The sequence below is a fragment of the Nocardiopsis flavescens genome (assembly GCF_900141985.1).
In the GTDB taxonomy this organism is placed as follows: domain Bacteria; phylum Actinomycetota; class Actinomycetes; order Streptosporangiales; family Streptosporangiaceae; genus Nocardiopsis; species Nocardiopsis flavescens.
This window is the reverse complement of sequence record NZ_FQZK01000004.1, coordinates 231,205-251,472: the sequence shown is the minus strand read 5'-3', so window position 1 is coordinate 251,472 and position 20,268 is coordinate 231,205. Positions and strand designations below refer to the sequence as shown.

18 protein-coding genes are annotated in these 20,268 nt (G+C 76.7%); 14 read left to right on the top strand and 4 right to left on the bottom strand.

Going from position 1 to position 20,268, the window contains the following annotated elements; genetic code table 11:
- Positions 1-126 precede the first annotated feature (126 nt).
- Genes BUE45_RS32935 through BUE45_RS09940 form a run of 7 tightly spaced genes read left to right on the top strand, consistent with a single transcriptional unit; the run spans position 127 to position 6,022 of the window.
- Positions 127-705, top strand: a complete 579-nt coding sequence (locus BUE45_RS32935) for a GNAT family N-acetyltransferase (RefSeq protein WP_073377997.1) — start codon at positions 127-129, stop codon at positions 703-705.
- Positions 702-1,679 carry an amino acid ABC transporter permease gene (locus tag BUE45_RS32930; RefSeq protein ID WP_073377995.1) on the top strand — a complete coding sequence of 326 codons (978 nt, stop codon included), beginning with the start codon at positions 702-704 and terminating at the stop codon, positions 1,677-1,679. The genes BUE45_RS32935 and BUE45_RS32930 overlap by 4 nt, the downstream gene beginning before the upstream one ends.
- Positions 1,676-2,470, top strand: a complete 795-nt coding sequence (locus tag BUE45_RS09955; RefSeq protein WP_073377993.1) for an amino acid ABC transporter ATP-binding protein — start codon at positions 1,676-1,678, stop codon at positions 2,468-2,470. Before BUE45_RS32930 ends, BUE45_RS09955 begins: the two co-directional genes overlap by 4 nt.
- Before the next feature lie 47 nt (positions 2,471-2,517).
- Complete coding sequence (locus BUE45_RS09950; protein ID WP_073377991.1) at positions 2,518-3,489, top strand: ABC transporter substrate-binding protein; 972 nt, start codon at positions 2,518-2,520, stop codon at positions 3,487-3,489.
- 58 nt (positions 3,490-3,547) lie between these two features.
- On the top strand, positions 3,548-4,585 hold the full coding sequence (locus BUE45_RS09945) for an LLM class flavin-dependent oxidoreductase (RefSeq protein ID WP_073377989.1): 1,038 nt from the start codon (positions 3,548-3,550) through the stop codon (positions 4,583-4,585).
- Positions 4,586-4,590: 5 nt separating this feature from the next.
- Positions 4,591-4,737 carry a hypothetical protein gene (locus tag BUE45_RS32480; RefSeq protein ID WP_178378498.1) on the top strand — a complete coding sequence of 49 codons (147 nt, stop codon included), beginning with the start codon at positions 4,591-4,593 and terminating at the stop codon, positions 4,735-4,737.
- A complete protein-coding gene (locus BUE45_RS09940; protein WP_073377987.1) occupies positions 4,724-6,022 on the top strand; it encodes an LLM class flavin-dependent oxidoreductase in 1,299 nt (432 codons plus the stop codon). Before BUE45_RS32480 ends, BUE45_RS09940 begins: the two co-directional genes overlap by 14 nt.
- 143 nt (positions 6,023-6,165) lie before the next feature.
- Here BUE45_RS09940 and BUE45_RS09935 read toward each other — a convergent pair whose 3' ends face one another.
- The 3 genes from BUE45_RS09935 to BUE45_RS09925 form a co-directional block, all read right to left on the bottom strand.
- Entirely contained in the window at positions 6,166-7,176 is a 1,011-nt protein-coding gene (locus BUE45_RS09935; protein WP_178378497.1) for an alcohol dehydrogenase catalytic domain-containing protein, read from the bottom strand.
- A gap of 261 nt (positions 7,177-7,437) precedes the next feature.
- Positions 7,438-9,309 carry an FAD/NAD(P)-binding protein gene (locus BUE45_RS33805; RefSeq protein WP_073377983.1) on the bottom strand — a complete coding sequence of 624 codons (1,872 nt, stop codon included), beginning with the start codon at positions 9,307-9,309 and terminating at the stop codon, positions 7,438-7,440.
- 82 nt (positions 9,310-9,391) lie between these two features.
- Positions 9,392-10,609, bottom strand: coding sequence for a winged helix-turn-helix domain-containing protein (locus BUE45_RS09925; RefSeq protein WP_073377981.1), 1,218 nt, complete (start codon positions 10,607-10,609; stop codon positions 9,392-9,394).
- A 197-nt stretch (positions 10,610-10,806) separates the two neighbouring features.
- On the opposite strand from BUE45_RS09925, the gene BUE45_RS09920 reads away from it, so the two are divergent.
- The 3 genes from BUE45_RS09920 (at position 10,807) to BUE45_RS09910 (ending at position 13,956) form a co-directional block, all read left to right on the top strand.
- A complete protein-coding gene (locus BUE45_RS09920) occupies positions 10,807-12,399 on the top strand; it encodes a hypothetical protein (protein ID WP_073377979.1) in 1,593 nt (530 codons plus the stop codon).
- A 69-nt stretch (positions 12,400-12,468) separates the two neighbouring features.
- Positions 12,469-13,434 carry a phosphotransferase enzyme family protein gene (locus BUE45_RS09915; RefSeq protein ID WP_073377977.1) on the top strand — a complete coding sequence of 322 codons (966 nt, stop codon included), beginning with the start codon at positions 12,469-12,471 and terminating at the stop codon, positions 13,432-13,434.
- A 96-nt stretch (positions 13,435-13,530) separates the two neighbouring features.
- Positions 13,531-13,956: a hypothetical protein gene (locus tag BUE45_RS09910; protein ID WP_073377975.1), complete on the top strand. Its 426-nt coding sequence runs from the start codon at positions 13,531-13,533 to the stop codon at positions 13,954-13,956.
- 5 nt (positions 13,957-13,961) lie between these two features.
- Here the strand turns inward: BUE45_RS09910 and BUE45_RS09905 are convergent, their stop codons facing one another.
- Positions 13,962-15,488 carry a bifunctional phosphatase PAP2/diacylglycerol kinase family protein gene (locus BUE45_RS09905; RefSeq protein ID WP_073377973.1) on the bottom strand — a complete coding sequence of 509 codons (1,527 nt, stop codon included), beginning with the start codon at positions 15,486-15,488 and terminating at the stop codon, positions 13,962-13,964.
- 167 nt (positions 15,489-15,655) lie between these two features.
- Here BUE45_RS09905 and BUE45_RS09900 point away from each other — a divergent pair, with 167 nt between their 5' ends.
- The 4 genes from BUE45_RS09900 to BUE45_RS09885 are packed head-to-tail and all read left to right on the top strand — an operon-like array spanning position 15,656 to position 20,218.
- Complete coding sequence (locus tag BUE45_RS09900) at positions 15,656-16,930, top strand: NAD(P)/FAD-dependent oxidoreductase (RefSeq protein ID WP_073377971.1); 1,275 nt, start codon at positions 15,656-15,658, stop codon at positions 16,928-16,930.
- Positions 16,927-17,703, top strand: a complete 777-nt coding sequence (locus tag BUE45_RS09895) for a DUF1365 domain-containing protein (RefSeq protein WP_073377969.1) — start codon at positions 16,927-16,929, stop codon at positions 17,701-17,703. The genes BUE45_RS09900 and BUE45_RS09895 overlap by 4 nt, the downstream gene beginning before the upstream one ends.
- Positions 17,700-18,947 (top strand): SAM-dependent methyltransferase, encoded by a 1,248-nt coding sequence (locus tag BUE45_RS09890; RefSeq protein WP_073377967.1) that lies wholly within the window; start codon positions 17,700-17,702, stop codon positions 18,945-18,947. The genes BUE45_RS09895 and BUE45_RS09890 overlap by 4 nt, the downstream gene beginning before the upstream one ends.
- Complete coding sequence (locus BUE45_RS09885) at positions 18,944-20,218, top strand: SAM-dependent methyltransferase (RefSeq protein ID WP_073377964.1); 1,275 nt, start codon at positions 18,944-18,946, stop codon at positions 20,216-20,218. Before BUE45_RS09890 ends, BUE45_RS09885 begins: the two co-directional genes overlap by 4 nt.
- Positions 20,219-20,268 lie beyond the last annotated feature (50 nt).

Sequence of the window (20,268 nt, the reverse complement as noted above, 5' to 3'; positions counted from 1 at the left end):
GCCTTCTAATCACACTTTTCCTACTTGACATATGGGTTTTGTGGGACTCAGAATCCTTCTGTGCCCCGCGACCCCGGAATCCCCGGACCCGCAGGGCTTCCGCCACCGAGAGCGAGGTTCTCCCCCATGGGCCCACGCCGCCCGCCGACGGCCGAGACACCCGTCATCCGCACGGCGCGGATCGACGACCCCCTGGCCCGCCCCCTGCTCGACGAACTCCGCCGGGAGTACACCGAGCGCTACGGGTCCCTCGGCGACAGCGAGCTGAGTTCCGTCCCGGCCGCGCACTTCGCCCCGCCCGACGGGCTCCTGCTGCTCCTCGTGCTGGACGGCCGCCCCGTCGCCGGGGGCGCCTACCGCCGCCACGACGCGCGCACCGCCGAGGTCAAGCGCATGTGGACGGCCTCCGACAGCAGGAGGCGCGGCCACGCCCGCACGGTCCTGGCCGCCCTGGAGCGCGCCGCCGCCCGCGCCGGCTACACGCGCATGCACCTGACCACCGGGCCCCGCCAGCCCGAGGCGCGCGCCCTCTACCTCGCCGCCGGGTACACCCCGGGCTTCGACCCGGCCGCCGACCCCGAGACCCTCGGCCCGCTCCCCTTCGACAAGGTCCTGGCCCCGGCCGCTCCGGAGGACGCGCCCGCGGCCCCGGCCGTGCGCGCCCGCGCCGGCACCGCCACCCGGGCCGGGAGGGCCGACCGGTGACCGCCCCCGCCGCCACCCGCGCCGCCGGCCCCCGGGGCGCCCCCGACGACCCCACCGACTGGCCGGTCCGGCCCGCCCGCCACCCCTGGCGCTGGGCCGCCGGGGCGGCCGTCCTGGTCCTGGTCGCCATGTTCGCGAACATGATGCTCACCAACCCGGCCTGGAAGTGGCACGTCGTCGCCGACTACCTCTTCGCCGAGACCATCATGCGGGCGCTGTGGCTGACCGTTCGGCTCACGGTGTACGGCACCGTCCTGGGCTTCGGCCTGGGCGTCGTCCTGGCGCTCATGCGCCTGTCCGGCAGTGCCCTGCTCGCCTCGGTGTCCTGGACCTACGTGTGGGCCTTCCGCTCCATCCCCCTCATCGTGCAGCTGCTGTTCTGGTACAACCTCGCGATCCTCTACGACCGGCTCTCCTTCGGCATCCCCTTCGGCCCCGCCTTCGTCAGCTTCCCCACCATGGAGCTCATCAGCCCCATGACCGCCGCCGTCCTGGGCCTGGCCCTGCACCAGGCGGCCTACTCCGCCGAGATCGTCCGCTCCGGCATCCTCGCCGTCGACCAGGGCCAGCGCGAGGCCGCCGCCGCGCTCGGCATCCCCTGGGGCCGCCAGGTGCGCCGCATCATCCTGCCGCAGGCGATGCGGACCATCATGCCCACCGCCGGAAACGAGGTCATCGGCCTGTTCAAGGGCACCTCGGTGGTGTACGTGATGGCCTTGGGCGAGCTCTTCTACCGCGTCCAGGTCATCTACAACCGCACCGGCGACGTGGTGCCCATGCTCATGGTCGCCACCCTCTGGTACATCGTCCTGACCACGCTGCTGTCCGCCGCCCAGTTCTACGTGGAGCGCCACTACGCCAAGGGGGCCGTGCGCGAACTCCCGCCCACGCCCCTGCAGCGGGTGCGCTCCTTCGCCGCCGGGCTGCCCCACGCCCTGCGCTCCGCCCGCCAGCCGAGAGGGGCCACCCGATGACGGCCGCCGACACCCCCGCCCGGTCCCGGACGGCCCCCATGGTCTCCGTGCGCGGCGTGTACAAGCGCTTCGGCGCCGCCGAGGTCCTGCGGGACGTCGACCTCACCGTCGAGGCCGGTCACGTCACCGTGGTCCTGGGCCCCTCGGGGTCGGGCAAGAGCACCCTGCTGCGCTGCATCAACCACCTGGAGCGCGCCGACCGCGGCCACATCACCGTCGACGGCGAGCTGATCGGCTACCGCCGCGGACGCGGCGTCCTGCACGAACTCAAGGAGAAGCAGATCCTGCGCCAGCGCGGCGCCATCGGGTTCGTCTTCCAGAACTTCAACCTGTTCCCGCACCTGACCGTGCTGGAGAACATCGTCGAGGCGCCCCGGTACGCCTTCCGCCGGCCCGCCGCCGAGGTCGAGGAGCAGGCGCGCGCCCTGCTGGAGCGCGTGGGCCTGGCCGGGTTCGCCGACGCCCACCCGCGCACTCTGTCGGGGGGCCAGCAGCAGCGGGTCGCCATCGCCCGCGCCCTGGCCCTGCGGCCCAAGGTGCTGCTGTTCGACGAGCCCACCAGCGCCCTGGACCCCGAACTCGTCGGCGAGGTCCTCGACGTCATCCGCGACCTCGCCGCGGGCGGCACCACCATGATCGTCGTCACCCACGAGATCGGCTTCGCCCGCGAGGTCGCCGACACCGTCGTGTTCATGGACCAGGGGCGCATCGTCGAGTCCGGCCCGCCCGGACGGGTCCTGGACCACCCCGCCCACGAACGCACCCGGGCCTTCCTGGAGAAGGTCCTGTGAACCCCCCGCCCCCCGTCCCCACCCCTTCCGTCCCCCCGAGGAGCACCATGCCCACCCCCGTCGCCCCCCTGCGCGCCCCGGCCCTGGCCGCCGTCCTGCTGCTGGCCCTCAGCGCCTGCGCCGACCCCGAGGCGCAGGGCGCGGCCGAGAGCGGGGGCGCGGGCGGCGAGAGCCCGTTCAACCTCGCCGCCGAGCAGGACCGGGTCCGCGCCGAGGCCGTGCCCGAGATCGCCGGCCTCGTGCCCGAGGAGATCCGCGAGGACGGCGCCCTGACCGTCGGCCACTCCAGCGGCGGCGCCCCGCCGCTCGCCTTCTACGCCGACGACGACGAGACCGTCATCGGCGTGGAGACCGACGTCGCCCAGCTCGTCGCCGACGTCCTGGACCTGGAGTACCGGCCCGAGGCCACCGGCTGGGACAACCTCTTCCTGTCCGTGGAGAGCGGCAGGTACGAGGCCGTGTTCTCCAACGTCACCGTCACCGAGGAGCGCAAGGACCTCTTCGACTTCGCCACCTACCGGGTGGACACCGTCTCCTTCGAGGCCGCCACCGGCCACGGGTTCGACGAGATCGCGGAGCCCGCGGACATCGCCGGCCTCTCCGTCGCCGTCGGCTCGGGGACCAACCAGGAGGAGATCCTCCTGCGCTGGGACCAGGAGAACCAGGACGCGGGGCTGGAGCCGGCCGACCTGCAGTACTACCAGACCGACAGCGACACCTACCTGGCGCTCCAGTCCGGCCGCATCGACCTCTACCTCGGCCCCACCCCCAGCGCCTCCTACCACGTGGAGGTCGCCCGGGAGACCGAGATCGTCGGCACCATCTCCGGCGGCGGAGAGGTCAGGGCGGAGATCGCCGCCATGACCCTCAAGGACAACGGCCTGGTCGAGGCGGTCAACGCCGCCCTCGACGAGGTCATCGGGAGCGGGCGCTACCAGGAGGTCCTGGAGCGCTGGGCCGTGGACGGCGAGGCCGTCACCGAGTCCGAGATCAACCCCCCGGGCCTGCCCCGGAGCTGACGACCGCACCCCGGAGCCGACCCCGCGCCGTCCCCGGCCCGACACGCAGGAGCCGACCATGGCCCACCCGCTGGACCGCCCCCTGACCCTCGGCGTCGCCCTCGACGGCGCGGGCGGCGGGTTCACCGCCGCGGACCACGTCCGCGCCGTCCGCCTGGCCGAGGATGCCGGGCTCGACTTCGCCGCCCTCGGGGACTCCCTCACCGGGGTCTCCCGCCCCGACGCGCTGCTCACCCTGGCCGCCGTCGCCCCGCACACCCGGCGGATCGGCCTGGTGCCGACCGTCACCGTCACCCACACGGAGCCGTTCCACGTCTCCAAGGCGGTGGCCTCCCTCGACTTCGCCTCCCGGGGGCGGGCCGGGTGGTGGGTCGAGGTGTCCCGCACGGGATCCGACGCCCGGGCGGTGGGGCGCCGACCCACCGCGCCCGGCGAAGAGCTGTGGGCCGAGGCCACCGCCGTCGCCGACGTCGTCTCCCGGCTGTGGGACAGCTGGGAGGACGGCGCCGAGATCCGCGACACCGCCACCGGGAGGTTCGTCGACCGCGACCGGCTCCACTACGTCGACTTCGAGGGGCCCGGGTGGAGCGTGCGCGGCCCCTCCATCACCCCGAGGCCGCCCCAGGGCCGGCCCCCGGTGGTCGTGCGTGCCGAGGACGACCACGCGCTGGCCACCGCGGCGGTCGCGGCCGACGTGGTGGTCGTCACCTCCGGCACCCTGGGGGCGGTGCGCGAGCGCTGCCTGCGGGTGCGCGAGGAGGTCGCCGCCGCCGGGCGCGACCGGGACGGGGTGTTCGTCCTGGCCGAGGTGCGCGCCCACCTGGCGCGCGGCGGCCCCGGCCCGGACCGGGCCGGGGCCGGACTGGTGCACACCGGCTCGCCCGGGGCCCTGGCCGAGGCCCTGCTGGAGTGGGGCCGGGTCGTCGACGGGTTCGTCGTCGGGTTCGGCTCCACCGACGAGGACCTGCCCCTGTTCACGGAGCGGACGGTGCCCCTGCTGCGCGAGTCCGGCGTGCTCCGCGAGGGGGACGGTCCCCGGACCCTGCGGGACCGGCTCGGGCTGGCCCGGCCGGACAGCCGCTACGGGGCGGGGTGATCACGGTGTGCGGGGAGGCGGAGCTGTACCGCTGCGAGAACGGCCTGGCGCTGGGGGTGAGCCCCGTCCCGCGGCCCCGCGGGGACGCGGACGCGGCGCCGCCGCGCGAGGAGACCGACGACGCACAGGAGGAACCGCATGAGCGGCAGTGACGGGATCCGGCAGGTGCGCCTGGTGGCGCACTTCCCCGGGGTCAACAACACCACCGTCTGGAGCGACCCGCGCTCGCGCAGCCAGATCGACTTCTCCTCGTTCGAAGAGCTGGCGCGCACCGCGGAGCGGGGGCGGTTCGACTACTTCTTCCTCGCCGAGGGGCTGCGCCTGCGCGAGCACCAGGGGCGCATCCACGACCTGGACGTGGTGGGGCGGCCCGACACCCTCACCGTGCTGGCCGCGCTGTCCGCGGTCACCGCGAACCTGGGGCTGGCCGGGACGCTCAGCACCACCTACAACGAGCCCTACGAGCTGTCCCGGCAGCTGGCGACCCTGGACCACCTGAGCGGCGGACGCGCCGCCTGGAACGCGGTGACCTCCTCCGACGCGTTCACCGGGGAGAACTTCCGGCGCGGCGGCTACCTCGACCACACCGACCGGTACGAGCGCGCCGCCTCGTTCGTCCGGGCCGTGCGCGCGTTCTGGGACGCCGCCGGGACCGGTCGGGCCGCCGTGCACCGGGACCGGTTCTTCGACATCGAGGCCGTGCCCACCCTGCCCCGCTCGCCCCAGGGGCGGCCCGTGGTCATCCAGGCGGGGGACTCCCCGCAGGGGCGGGACTTCGCGGCGGCCGGGGCCGACGTCGTCTTCTCCCGGCACGGCGGGTTCGAGGCCGGGCGGGCGTTCTACGACGACGTGCACCGGCGGCTGGCCGCCCACGGCCGCGGCGACGACGAGCTGCTCATCCTGCCCGGCGTCACCTACGTCCTGGGCGACACCCCCGCGGAGGCCGAGGAGCGGGCGCGGGCCATCCGCTACCAGCAGGTGAGCGGGGCGACCGCGATCCGGTTCGTCGAGCAGGTCTGGGGCCGGGACCTGTCCGAGTACGACCCCGAGGGGCCGCTGCCCGACGTCGAACCGGACCTGGAACGGGTGCTCACCCAGGGCACGGCGGCGGCGCGCTCCACCGACCGGGCCGCCCTGGTGGAGCGCTGGCGGGCCAGAGCCGCGTCCGAGAAGCTCGGCATCCGCGACCTGGTGGTGGAGGAGTCGGCCCGGCAGACCTTCGTCGGCACGCCCGAGGCGGTGGCGGGGGAGATCGTCCGGCACGTGGCCGAGCGGGCGAGCGACGGGTTCGTGCTGGTCCCGCACCTGACCCCGGGCGGCCTGGACGACTTCGTCGACCGCGTGGTGCCGCTGCTCCAGGAGCGCGGGGCGCTGCGCGCGGACTACACCCCGGGCGCCACCCTGCGCGAGAACCTGGGGCTGGCGCCCCGCCCCTGAACCGCCCCCGGGCGCGGCGCACTCCTTCGCCCGCGCCCCGCCCGGGGGCCCCGCGCCCTTCCGGCCCGCCGGGCGGCGCGCCCCGGCCGCCCGCGGGACCGGGCGGCTCCAGGCGCGTCATGCGGACCGGCAGGCGACGGACCTCAGGGATGCACGAGGATCTTCACGTGGCCGCCCGCGTGCGCGATCAGCTCCTCGTAGCCCCTCTCGCGCGCCTCCTCCAGGCAGAGGCGGTCGGTGACCAGCGGCTTGGGGGACAGGGACCCGGCGGCGATCGCGGCGATGACCTCGGGGAAGTCCCGTGGGCCGTAGCCGAAGCTGCCCACCAGCTCGATCTCGGTGGACGCCAGCACCGCGGGGTCCAGCACCACCGGGCGCCCCTCGGAGACCACCACCGCCCGGCCGCCCCTGCGCAGCGCGCCCAGGAGCGCCGAGACCGCGCCCGTCCCGCCGCCCGAGGTCTCGAAGGAGACGTCGGCCCCGGCGGGGGCGCGCCCGCGGACGGCGGCGACCGCGTCCTGGCGCGCGGGGTCGCAGACCCGGTCGGCGCCCAGCTCCTCGGCGATCCGGCGGCGCAGCGGGGCGGCCTCGCTCACGGTCACGTGCCCGGCGCCGCGCGCCCGGGCCGCCATCAGCACGCCCAGCCCGACCGGCCCGCCGCCCACCACCAGGACCGTGTCGCCCGCGCGCATCCCGGAGCGGCGGACCGCGTGCCAGGCCGCCGCCAGGGGCTCCACCAGGGCGGCGACGGTGGGGGAGGCCCCCTCGGGCATCGGGTGGACCCGGTCGGCGGGGACGACCGCGTACTCGGACATGCCGCCGCCCCCGCCCATGAGGCCGATGAACCCGTGGTTCTCGCACAGGTTGTACTCGCCGCGGCGGCAGGCGGCGCAGCTGCCGTCGAAGACCAGGGGCTCCACGGCCACCACCGCGCCCTCGGACAGGCCGCGCACGTCGGGGGCGCACTCCTGGACCCGGCCGGAGAACTCGTGGCCCTGCACGTGGGGGCCGTGCGTGCGCAGCACGGGGTGGAGGTACTCGTCGGGCAGGACCGGGTCGAGGTAGTTGCGCACGTCGAACCCGCAGATGCCGTTCCACCCGACCCGGACCTTCACGGTCCCGGGCACCACCCGGGGCTCGGGTACCTCGTCCACCCGCAGGTCCCGGGGCCCGTGCAATCGCAGCGCCCGCATCCGGCCCCCCTGTCGCCGTCCCTGCCCCGTTATCTCCCCGCCCGCGCTCCCGCCCCCGCGCCCCGGCGTGTAAACATTCCCCCTGGCCGGGGGCGGGCGGCGCCGGGGCCGGGTCAGGGCTGCGTGCGGGGGGCGGGTCGGCGGGGGAGCCGCAGGCGGTGCAGGTGGGGGTGGTGTCCAGGACGGCGGCGCGGCCGCCGTGGATCCCCTGGTCTTCGACCTCTAGCGCAGTGCCGCCAGCAGGACGCGGGCGACGGCGTCGTTCTGGCGGAAGAACCCCGCGTCGGTGCGCGGGCGGGAGAACCCGCCCGCGCCCACGCCGCCCGCCACCAGTGCGCCCAGCCCGAACCGGGCCGGGTGCGGCTCCCCGTCGGCGCGGCGCAGCCGCTGGCCGGCCGGGTCGGCGTCGACCAGCCCGCCGTGCTCGCGCGCCCGGATCTCGCCGCGTTCGCGCAGCGCCAGCAGCAGGGGGTCGGTGGTGCGCTCCAGCGAGGGCGCGGGCAACCGCGCCTCCAGCAGCGCCCGTGCCGTCACGGTGGCGCCGGTGCTCGCCGACCGGGCCTCGAACCCGCCCTCCACGGCGCGCACGGCGGTGTCCGCGCCGGTGAAGCGCAGCACCCCCGCCCGGGCCAGCGCCAGCACCTCCTCCAGCCGCGGCCCCGGCGGACCGCTGGCCACGAAACCGAAGAACCCCAGGAACCCCGGGAACTCCCGGGCCGCCGACTCCGCCGAGACCGTCCCGTCCGCCAGCGCCTCGCCCAGCACCGTGAACACCGACAGCAGTGCGAAGAACACCGCCAGGTCCATGCTGTACGCCGGGTCGCGCCGCCGCTCCAGGTCGGCCGCGATGTACTCCTCCAGCCAGGTGCCCAGGGCGTCGTGGCCGGCGAACCGCAGCCCCGCCAGCGGCCGGTCGATCCGCCCCGCGTCGAACACGTCGGCCCCGTCCGGCACCGCCTCGGCCACCAGCTCCTTGACCCGGTCCTCCCACGGGTCGGCGGACTCCAGGCGCTCCAGGAACTCCGCCGCCCCCAGGGACAGCCGCTCCGGGTGGGACCGCGCCAGCTCCGCGTAGTGCGCGTGCGCCAGCTCGCGCACCACCAGCGGCCACACGTCCTCGCGCAGGTCCAGCGGCCCCGCCCCCAGGGCGGCCAGCGCCGCCCGGTCCAGGTGCCGGGGCAGGTCCGGCCGCGGCCCGGGCAGGTCGTAGTGGAGCTTGGAGTGGTAGGGCACCCCCCGCCGCGACCCCGCCCACAGCACGGGCTCGCGGCCCGAGGGCCGGTAGCGCAGCGTCCCGTCGGCCTCGCGGGTGAACGTCCCGCCCCGCCCCGAGGTGAGCAGCACGACCGTGTCGACGAACGCCAGCCCCAGCCCGCGCACCAGCACCGGCTCCCCGGCGGGCACCGCGTCCAGCGCGATGTCCGCGGTGGAGGCGGTCGGCACGTACACCAGCCCGTGCGCGTCCGCGTGTGCGGCGAGCCGCTCCTCCCCGGGGGCGGGCGCGGTGTCGCCGCTGCCCTGGGCCAGCACCACGAGGTCGGCGTCCAGCGCGGTGCCGTCCTCCAACGCCAGCCGCTGCGTGCCGCCGGGCAGGTCGCGCAGGTCGACCGCGCGCCCCCGCACCGCCCGCACCGACAGGCCCTCGGGCGCGCGCTCGGCGGTCCGGTGGAACACCCAGGACAGGTACCGGCTCTGCAACCGCCGGGTGGCGAACCAGTCCCGGTGCACCCGCCGGGCCTCGGCCAGGTCGGCGCCGTCGGAGGCGAAGCCCCGCGGCCGGTGAAGCGACCCCGAGGCGAGGTCGCGCGCCCACTCGGCGAGGGTGGGCCCGGGGACGACGGGGCCGTCACAGGTGGAGGACGCGTCGGTGAACATCGTGCAGTCGCCGGCGGTGGTGTTCATCCACAGCCACGGCGACTGGTCGTGCCGCCAGATCCGCCCGCCGCCGGGCGGGTGCGGGTCGACGACGCAGACCTCCAGCGCGCGCCGCGGCGGGAGGCCGGGGAGGTTGGCGGCGATCCGTTCGAGCAGGGAGGTGGCCCGCGGCCCGGCGCCGACGACGGCGATCCGGAGGGGGCGTTCGGGGGTGCTCACCCCCGAAGGCTAATGCATACTAAATCAGTCGTAAATATCGATAATCACGCCGGGCGGGTTCCCGGCCCCCGGCCGCGGCCCGCTACAGCCCGGCCAGCGCCTCCCGCCACACCCCCGGCACCGGCCCGGTGCAGGCCACCGCCCCCACCCCGGCGAACACGGCCAGCTCGCCGACCGCCGCCGCCAGGCCCGGCCCCGCCGCCTCGTCCCCCGCCCGGCCCTCGGCGTACACGCCCTCCAGGTCCAGCACCCCGCGCCGCCGGTCGGCCCGGGCCGCCACCCGGCCCACCAGCCGGTCGCCGTGCAGGACCGGCAGCACGTAGTACCCGAACCGCCGCTTCGCCCGCGGCGTGTACATCTCGTTCACGTAGTCGAACCCCCACAGCAGGGACGTCCGCTCCCGGTCGCACAGCAGGTTGTCGAACGGCGACAGCAGGGTCGTCCGCCCCTGCCACCCGGCACCCGCGGCCCGCTCCACCAGCGGCAGCACGTCGGCGTGCACGAACCACGGCTCGGCGCTCCCCGCCACCCGGGCGCGCACCGCCCGCCCGCGCTCCGCCAGCCGCTCCAGCGTCGCGGCCGCGTCCCCGTAGCGCTCGCGCACGAAGTGCCGCCGCACGTCGCGGGCCCGCCCCGCGCCCAGTGCCCGCAGCGCGTGTTCGGCCGAGCGCTCCTCGACCTCGGCGTCGGGCAGGTCGGCGCGGTCGGCCCAGGGGGGCAGCCGCCGCTCCGCCAGGTCCCACAGCCGGGTGCGCCCGCGCCGCCCGGCCACCATGATCAGCCCCTGGAACCACAGCAGCTCCAGCATGCGCTCCACGTTGCGCCCGGCCGTCCACCCGGTGGACTCCCACGGCACGGCCGCGCGGTCCTCGAACCCGTCGGTGGGCAGCGGACCGGACTCGGCGAGCCGGACCAGGACGTGCTCGCGCAGCTCCCCGTTGGCCAGGGCCCACGCCGACATCCGCGAGTCCGCGCCCGGGTGGCGGCGCATCAGCCGCCGGTGCAGCGGCAGGTCCTCGGTGAGCACCACCGAAGCCGCGTGCGCCCAGTACTCGAACAGCCAGCGCTCCCGCCACAGCAGCGCCTCCAGGTCGTCCGGGTCGAACCGGCCCAGCCTGCTCCACAGCACCAGCAGGTGGCTGCGGGCGACCACGCCGACCGGGTCGATCTGGAGGCAGCGCAGGTCGCGCAGCACCTCGCGCAGCCCCTCGGGGCCGGGGGAGGGGCGGGGGCCGGACAGGCGCTGGCGGCGCACGGCGAGGCGGCGGACCGTCCGGATGTCCAGGTCGAGGGCGTCCATGGCGGGCTCCGGGGGACGGGGTCGGGGGCGGGGCCCAGTGAACCGCACCCCTGCGACATTCGCGCCGGTCGGGGCCCGCCCGCCGCCGCTGCCGGGCGCGGACCCGACAGGGCCGGTCCGGCCCCGCCCGGAAAACCGAAAGCGCCGCCCGCGCGTCGTATGGTCGGCGCGTCCGCGCCGTGCGAGAGGGGGCCCGCGTGGTCGAGGACCTGACGGTCGGCCCGGATACCGGGGACGCCTCCCCGCGCGGCCCGCTGGGCTGGTGCGGGGCCGGCCTGTGCCTGGGCGGGGCCGCGCTGGCGCTGGCCCCCGGGGCCCCCTGGTGGACCGCGGCGTCCGCTGCGGGGACGGGCCTGCTGCTGGCCGCCGCCGGGCGCCGCCGGATGCGCCTCCGCCCGCTGCGGCTCGCGCTGCCCCCGGTCGCGGCCGGGCTCGCGCTGGCCCTGGCCGCCGGCCTGGGCGTGCGCGCGCTGGCCCTCTCCCTGGCGGTGGACCACACCGTCGCCGCGGGCGCACCCGAGACCGCGCCTCCGGTCCCCGCGCAGGTCTCCCGGGTGGCCTGGTCGTGGACGCCGCCCGGGGACGGCGCCGTGGCGGACGTCCTGCCCGGCACCCTGGGCCCGGTCGTCGTCCTGGACGAGGGCGTCGTGGCCCTGGACGGCGCCACCGGCGAGGAGCTGTGGCGCTACCTCCTGCGCGGCGCCGGCGCCCGCGCCTTCGTGTACGGCGGGGGCACGCGGGTGCACGTCGCCCACGGCGACCCCGGCGACCCCGGGCGTGACGACGCCCTGGCCTGGGTGGAGCTGGACACCGCCCGCGGCGGCACGGTGGCGGAGTTCACCGCCCCGCCCCCGCCCGAGGGCGTGTCCGCGGAGTTCCTGGCCGCCGGTCCGGGCACCCTGCTCCACTCCTGGCGGGAGGGGGAGGGGCCGCCCCGGATCAGCGCCCGCGACACCGCCGGCTTCGGCGAGGCGTGGTCGTTCACCGTGCCCCGCGAGCCGGGCAGGGTCTGCGAGCCCTGGCAGGGGTGGAACGCCGACAACACCCTGCGCACCGCCGACCTCTTCCTCGCCGCCTACGCCTGCGTCCCCGAGCAGCGGTTGCGCGGCACCTCCTGGGCGGAGATCGCCGACACCCCCGGCGACCTCCTGACCGGCGTGGTCACCGCCCTGGACCCGCGGGACGGCCGGGTGCGCTGGACCCGGGAGCTGCCCGGCCTGGAGGAGTTCCCCGCCCTGCGCCCGGGCGGCCCTGCCGGGGGCGCCGGCGCCCGGCCCGCCGTGGTGGTCGCCCCGCTCATGGGCGAGGGCGCCCCGGCCGTCCTGGACCCGCGGGACGGGTCGCACGCGGTGCGGATCACCGCCGAGCCCTGGACCGAGGGCGGGTCCGTACTGGTGCACGCCGACACCTCCGGCGCGGTCGTCGCCGAGGAGGCCGCCGACCGGCTGCTGTTCCACCGCGTGACCCCGGAGGGGGAGATCGCCGGCACCACCGCCCTGGGCGGGGACCGGCTGCCCCGCTACGGGCCGGAGCCGGCCGCGGCGCTGGCCGGATCGGTCGCGGTCTCCTCCGGCGCCCCCGGCGCGGACCCGGGGCAGGAGGTCGCGGCTGTGTGGTCGGTGCCCTTCGACGGCGAGGCCCGGCTGCTGGTCCTGGACCCGCCCGGCCCTGGGGGGCCGGTGCCGGCGGGGCCGTCGGCCGACGCCCACCGGGTGGCGGCCGTCCCCGGCGCCCTGGTCGCCGCGGTCCGCGGCACCGGCGGCGTCCGCCTGTACGGCCTGGTGGCCTGAGGGGCGCAAGCGCGGGTGAACCGTCGAAAAACCCCTGCGCCGCCGGGGGCGCCCTGGTAGCTTCGCCGCATGCGGGAGTTGCCAGACCTCCACGAGGACCGGATCGGACAAGCCCTGGGAGCCTGGGGGATACGCCCGGTCGCGCTCACCCACCTGCCCCTGGGGTTCGCCGACCACCACTGGAGGGTCACCGACACCTCGGGCCGGCGCTGGTTCGCGACCGTGGCCGACCTCTCCCGCAAGGGGTACCTGGGGCCGACCCCGGTGCGGGCCCGCGAGCGGCTGGCCGCGGCCATGGACACCGCGGCCCGGCTGCACGACGACGCCGGGCTGGGGTTCGTCGTGGCGCCGCTGCGCACCCCCGAGGGGCGGACCGTCCGGGCGGTGGGCCGCGACCTCGTGCTCAGCCTCTTCCCCTACGTGGAGGGCGCGTCCGGCGAGTTCGGCCGCCCCCTGACCCCGTACCTGCGCGGACTCCTGCTGGACGCCCTGGCCCGGCTGCACCGGGCGGCGCCGGTGCGCGGCGTCCCCGCCGCGCCCGACCGGATCGGGAACCGCGCCCGCCTGGACGCCGTGCTGGAGGACCCCTCCCTGGTCGGGACGCCGGGGCCCTACTCCGGCCGCGCGGCCCGGCTGCTGGCCGAGAACACCAAGCGGGTGCGCGCCCGTCTGGAGGAGTATGACCGCCGGGCCGCCCGGATCGCCGACGCCCCCGCCGTCGTCACCCACGGCGAGCCCCACCCCGGCAACGTGGTCTGGCGCGGCCCCCGGCCGCTGCTCGTGGACTGGGACACGGTGGGCACCGCGCCCCCCGAGCGCGACCTGTGGCTGGTCGCCTCCGACGCCGCCGACCTGGAGCGCTACTCCGAGGCCTCCGGGCACGCCGTGGACCCCGACCGGATGGACCTGTACCGCCTGCGCTGGGACCTCCAGGACGTCGCCGAGTTCGCCGACGCGTTCTCCCGGCCGCACACCGCCGACCGGGACACCGCGCAGGCGTGGCAGGCCATGGAGGAGATCGTCGCCCGCCTCTGACCCCGGGTCGCGGCGGGTCTCCCCGCCCCCGGAGGGCACCGTCGGTAGCATGCGAATCGCCCTGAGTGATCAACCGGTCCGTTCCACGGAGACGACATGCGACTGCCCCTGCGAATCAGCGACCTGCCCCTGCGCCTGGCCACCGGCGCGTTCATCCTCAACTCCGGGCTGGACAAGCGCGGCGCGGACGAGGAGGCCGCCCGCGGCATGCACGGCATGGCCGCGGGCGCCTACCCCTTCCTCAAGGACGTCGACCCCGTCACGTTCGTCAAGGCCCTGTCCGCCGGGGAGATCGCCCTGGGGACGGCGCTGCTGGTGCCGCTGGTGCCCGGCAGGCTCGCCGGCGCCGGGCTCACCGCCTTCGGCGCCTCCCTGCTCGGCCTCTACCTGCGCACCCCGGGCCTGCGCCGCCCCGGCAGCCTGCGGCCCACCCCCGACGGCACGCCCATCGCCAAGGACTCCTGGCTGGTCGGCGCCGGGCTGGCGCTGCTCATCGGCGACTGCGACCGCACCCGCCGCTGAGTGCCTCAGGCCCCGGCGGCCGGGACGAACACCCGCAGCGCCGCCGACCTCTTGCTGAACCGCACCGTCCGGGAGCCCTCGACGACCTCGCCGTCCACGGCCAGCAGCCGCGGCTCCTCGGGCAGGGTCAGGACGAGCTCGCGGGCGGTCCGCTCGCGGTAGCCCTCGCCCCGCCAGTAGCGGCCCAGCAGCACGTCCACCACGGCCCGCACCCGGGGGAACGGGGAGCGGGCGCCCAGCACCCGCACGTCCAGGCGCCCGTCGACCAGGCTCTCGCGCAGCGCCGGGACCCGGGCGTGCGTACGGTAGCGGCAGTTGCCGACGAACGCCCACCACACCTTGGTCGGCCGCCCGTCCACCACCGCCGGGACGGGGTCGACCTCGCGCAGGTCGTGCCACAGGGCCACGCAGAACGCGGGCCACTTGCCGATCCGCGGCGCCCACCGGTCGCGCCGCTCCACCATGCGCGGATAGGAGCCGAACGAGGCGGTGTTGAGGAAGAGCCGGCCGTCGACCTCGCCGACGTCCACCCGGGCGAGACGGCCGTCGGAGTAGGCGCGCAGCGCGGCGTCCACCGACGTCAGCCCCAGGGTGCGGGCGAAGTTGTTGAGGGTGCCGTCGGGGATCACCAGCAGCGGCCGGTCGTGCTCCAGGGCGGCGCGCGCCCCCGCGTTGACCGTGCCGTCGCCGCCCGCCACCGCGAGCACCTCGCCCGCCGCGGCCGCGCGGTCCATCACCTCGGTGATGTCGTCCTCCTCGGACAGGGCCACGATCGTCGCGCCCGGCAGCGCCCGCGCGATCCGCGAGGGGGTGCCGCCGGCCACCGGGCCGGGCAGCCCCTCGGCGACCGCCGCGGGCAGCACGTCGGCCGAGCGGGGGTTGACCACCGCCGTCACGCCGGTCCCGGGCAGCGCCCCCTGGGAGAGCGCGTCCCGGCCCGGCACCGGGGCGCGGTGGTCGTCCTCGGGCAGCGTCTCGGCGCCGTACGCCAGCTCGGGCCGGGGCGGCACCACCGCGCGCACCGCCAGCGCCGCGGCCAGTCCGATGGCCGCGCCGCCCAGCACGTCGCCGGGGTAGTGGACGCCGCTGTGCACCCGGGACACCGCCACCGTGCCGGCCAGCACGGCCACCAGCGCCGTCAGCGGGCGCGGGGCGTCGGCGGCGACCCCCGCCGCGTAGCCGACGGCCGCCGCGGTGTGCCCGGACGGGAACGAGGAGCTGCGGTAGTCGCGGTAGGGGATGCGGGTCCGCGGCACCCCCGCCAGGTCCGGGCGGGTGCGGTCGGTCAGGTGCTTGACCCCGGCGGAGAGGGCGTTGGCCGCCGCCGCGGCGGCCATGGCCCGCAGCGCGGTGCGGCGCAGGCGCGGCCCGCCGGTGGCGGCCAGTGTCGCCGACACCAGGAACCAGGGCGCCATGTTGTCCGTCGCCTGGACGAACTTGGGCGTGTAGGGGTCCAGTGCGGGAGCCCCCAGGCCGGTGACGAAGCGGTGGACCCTGCGGTCCAGGCGGTCGATCGCTCGTAGTGCGCGCATCCGTCCACGTTGCTGCCTCGCGGCGCCGATGTCCACGATTTCGCGGCATCGGGTCCGAACGGCACAGCCGTGAGTGACGCGGATCACAAGATGCGGCCGGGGCGGGACCCATCCGCGGACCGAACGGCACCGAATACCCCTTACCGACCCCCGGAGGAGGGACACACGTGGTCCAGGACAGGCATTCCCCCCGCCGTGTGGCGGTGATCGGCTCCGGCGTCTCCGGACTCACCGCCGCGCACATCCTGCGCGAGCACGCCGAGGTCACCCTGCTGGAGGCGGACGACCGCCTGGGCGGCCACGCCCACACCCACCGGCTCACCGGCGAGGACGGCGGGGAGCTCTTCGTGGACAGCGGGTTCATCGTCCACAACCGCCGCACCTACCCGAACCTCATCCGGCTCTTCGACGAGCTGGGCGTGGACACCCTGGCCACCGAGATGAGCCTCTCGGTCTCCTGCGAGGGCTGCGGGCTGGAGTACGCGGGCGCCCGCGGGGCCCGGGCCATGCTGCCCACCCGCTCCCGCGCCCGCCCCGCCTACCTGCGGATGCTCACCGAGATCCCGCGCTTCCACCGGGCCGCCCGCGCCCTGCTCTCCGCCACGGACGAGGACCCCGGGCCCACCCTGGGGGAGTTCGCCGCCGACCGCGCGCTGAGCCGTTACACGGTGGCGCACTTCCTCGTCCCCCTGGTCTCGGCGGTGTGGTCCTGCCCGCCGGGGACCGCCCTGGACTACCCCGCCCGGTACCTCTTCGCCTTCCTGGCCAACCACGGCATGCTCGGCGTCTGGGGCTCGCCCCGGTGGCGGACCGTGGCGGGCGGCTCGCGCGCCTACGTGGAGCGCGTCGCCGACAAGCTCGACTCCGTGCGCACCGGCGCGCCGGTCCGCTCGCTGGAGCGCCTCCCCGGCGGGGTGCGCCTGCGCGCCGGCGGGGACGTCCTGGACTTCGACGCCGCCGTCGTCGCGGTCCACGCCGACCGGGCCCTGGAGCTGCTGGAGCGGCCCACCCCCGACCAGCGGGAGCTGCTGGGCGCGTTCGGCTACTCGCGCAACCGCACCCTGCTGCACACCGACGACTCCGTGCTGCCCGCCGACCCCGCCGTGCGGGCGAGCTGGAACCACCGGCTCCCCTCCTGCGACCCCGGCGCCGGCGCCGTGCGGGTCAGCTACGACATGAACCGCCTCCAGCGGCTCCCCGGGCGGCGCCCGCACCTGGTCACCCTCAACGACGACGGCCGCGTCCGCCCCGACCGCGTCCTGGCCGAGATGGACTACGAGCACCCGGTGTACACGCCCGCGGCGCTGGCCGCGCAGCGCCGCCTCCCGGAGCTGAACGACGGCGTCCTGGCCTTCGCCGGCGCCCACCACGGCTGGGGCTTCCACGAAGACGGCTGCGCCTCCGGGGTGCGGGCCGCCGAGAGCCTGGGGGCGCTCTGGTGAACGCCGTCCCCCCGGCCCCCGCGCCCCCGCCCCGGCCCCCGGCCCCGGTCCCCCGCGCGCCCGCCCTCTACGAGTCCGTCGTCAGGCACGTGCGCTCGGCGCCGTTCCGCTCCGCCTTCGCGCACCGGACCTACTACTGGCTGACCGAGCTGGACCGCCCGCCCCGCCTGCCGTGGCCGCTGCGCGCCCTGGCCGGGTTCGGGCACCTGGCCTCCCGCGCCGACCTGGAGGGGTACCTGCGGGGCAGGGGCGTGACCCCGGACGGCGGGCCCGTCCTGGTGCTCGCCAACGCCTCCGTCCTCGGGTACGTGTTCGACCCCCTCACCGTCTACTGGTGCCACCGCCCCGACGGGACCCTCGCCCGGGTCGTCGCCGAGGTGCACAACACCTACGGCGACCGCCACCGCTACCTGCTCGACGTGGACGGGCGCGGCCGGGCCGAGACCGCCAAGGCGATGTACGTCTCCCCGTTCCACGGGACCGACGGGACCTACCGGCTGGCCCTGCCCGAGCCCGGCGAGCGCCTGGCCCTCAGCGTCACCCTCCACACCGAGGGCGCGCCGCCCTTCGCCGCCTCGGTCCGGGGCCGCCGCCTGCCGGCCACGCCCGCCACCCTGCTCCGCCTCGCCCTGCGCCACCCCCTCGCCCCGCTCGTCGGCGCGGCCCGCATCCGCACCCGGGGCATCGGCCTCTACCTGCGGGGACTGCCGGTCCGCCCGAGGCCGCACCACCGCGACACCACGGCACACGAGAAGACAGGTGCACGACCATGACCACGATGTCCCCGTCCCCGGCGGCCGTCGACGCCCACCGCTGGCCCGACGTCGCCCGGGTGCCCCGGGCCCGCCTGCGCGCCACCGTCGCACGGGCCCTGGGCCGCTACGCCGCCCACCGGGCCGGCGTGCGGATCACCGAGGACGCCGCCGCCGCGCAGGAGCCCGGCGGCGTCCCCGTCCTGCGGCTGCGCGACCCCGACGCGTTCCACTCCAGACTCGCCGCGGGCGGGCTCGTCGGGCTGGGGGAGTCCTACATGGCCGGGGAGTGGGACTCCCCGGACCCGGTCGCCCTGCTGACCCGCCTGGCCGAGCACTACACCGACCTCGTGCCCCGCCCGCTCCAGCCGCTGCGCCACGTCACCCTGCCGCGCCGCGGCCGGGGCGACCGCAACACCCGGTCCGCCGCCCGCCGCAACATCGGCCACCACTACGACCTCTCCAACGACCTGTTCGCGCTGTTCCTCGACCGCACCATGACCTACTCGTCGGCGCTGTTCGAGGGCCCCGGGCCGCGCGACCCCGAGTCCCTCGCCCGCGCCCAGGAGCGCAAGATCGACCGCCTCCTGGACGCCGTGGGCGCCGGGCCCGGCACGACCCTGCTGGAGATCGGCACCGGCTGGGGGTCCCTCGCGCTGCGCGCCGCCGAACGCGGTGCCCGCGTCACCACCGTCACCCTGTCCGCCGAGCAGCGGGACCTGGCCGTGCGGCGGCTCGCCGAGGCCGGGGCGGGCGGCTCCGCCGAGGTGCTCCTGCGCGACTACCGCGACGTGGACGGCGAGTACGACGCCGTGGTGAGCGTGGAGATGATCGAGGCCGTCGGCGAGTACGACTGGCCGACCTACTTCTCGGCGCTGGACCGGCTGGTGCGCCCCGGCGGACGGGTGGGGCTCCAGTCCATCACCATGGACCACGAGCTGATGCGGGCCTCCCGGCACTCCTACACCTGGATGCACAAGTACATCTTCCCCGGCGGGCTCATCCCGTCCGTGGCGGAGATCGAGCGCCAGCTCGCCGACCGGACCTCCATGAAGGTGGTCGGCCGGCTGGCCTTCGGCGCCGACTACGCCGACACGCTCCTGGTGTGGCGGCGTTCCTTCGACGCCGCCGCCGAGCAGGTCGACGCCCTCGGGTTCGACCCCGTGTTCCGGCGGATGTGGGACTTCTACCTGGCCTACTGCGAGGCCGGGTTCCGGTCCGGGCTGATCGACGTGGAGCAGATCGTGATGGAGCGTGCCCGATGACGACGACCGCCCCCGACTCCCGCCGGGACGCCCCCCGCGGCGTCGCCCACTTCCTCGCCCCGGTGGTCGCCGGGTTCTTCAACGGGCACCCGCCGGTGCGGCTGCGCGCCTGGGACGGCAGCGAGGCCGGCCCCGCCGACGCCCCCGTGGTCGTGCTGCGCCACCGCGACGCCCTGCGCCACGTGGTGTCCCGCCCCGGTGAGCTCGGCCTGGCCCGCGCCTACGTCACCGGCGCACTGGACGTGGAGGGCGACCTCACCGACGCGCTGCGGCGGGTCGGCGCCGGGGTCCGCCGCCACGGAACGTCGCCGCTCGGGCCCGGAGAGTGGGTCCGGGCGGCGCGCGTCCTCCTCGCCGTGGGGGCGGTCGGCGCCCGGCCCCCGGTGCCGGACGGCGAGGCGCGCCTGCGGGGCCGCACCCACACGCGCGAGCGCGACGCGGCGGCGGTCTCCCACCACTACGACGCGGGCAACGGGATCTACTCCCTGCTGCTGGACGAGACCATGGCGTACTCGTGCGCCTACTGGCCCGAGGACGACCCCGTCGCCACCCTCGCCGACGCCCAGCGCGCCAAACTCGACCTCGTCTGCCGCGAGCTGGGGCTGCGCAAGGGCTCGCGCCTGCTCGACGTCGGCTGCGGGTGGGGCTCGCTCGCCCTGCACGCCGCCCGCGTCCACGGCGCCCGGGTGAGCGCGGTGACCCTGTCGGCCGCCCAGCGCGACCACGTGGCCGCCCGGGTCCGGGAGGAGGGCCTGGAGGACTCGGTCGAGGTGGAGCTGCGGCACTACCGCGAGATCGACCGGGAGGGGTTCGACGCCGTGGCCGCCATCGAGATGGGCGAGCACGTGGGCCGGGACGAGTACGCGCCCTTCGCGCGCAGGCTGTGGTCGCTGCTGCGGCCGGGCGGCCGGCTGCTCGTCCAGCAGATGTCCCGGGGGAGCGACCACCCCGGGGGCGGGCCGTTCATCGAGCGCTACATCGCGCCCGACATGTACATGCGCCCCCTGGGCGAGACGGTGGGCCTGATCGAGGACGCGGGGCTGGAGGTGACCGCGGTCCGCTCGCTGCGCCGCCACTACGTGCGGACCGCCCGCGCGTGGTCCGCGGAGCTGGAGCGGCGCCTGGACGATCTGGTGGCCCTGGCCGGGGAGGAGACCGCGCGGGTGTGGCGGCTGTACCTGGCGGGCGGGGCGCTGGCCTTCGAGGAGGGGCGGATGGGCGTGCACCAGATCACCGCGCGCCGCTTCGGCCCGGGGGAGGGGCGGACGTGAACACCGCTGCCCTGGCCCTGACCTCGGCCCTGTCCGCCGGGGCGGTGGCC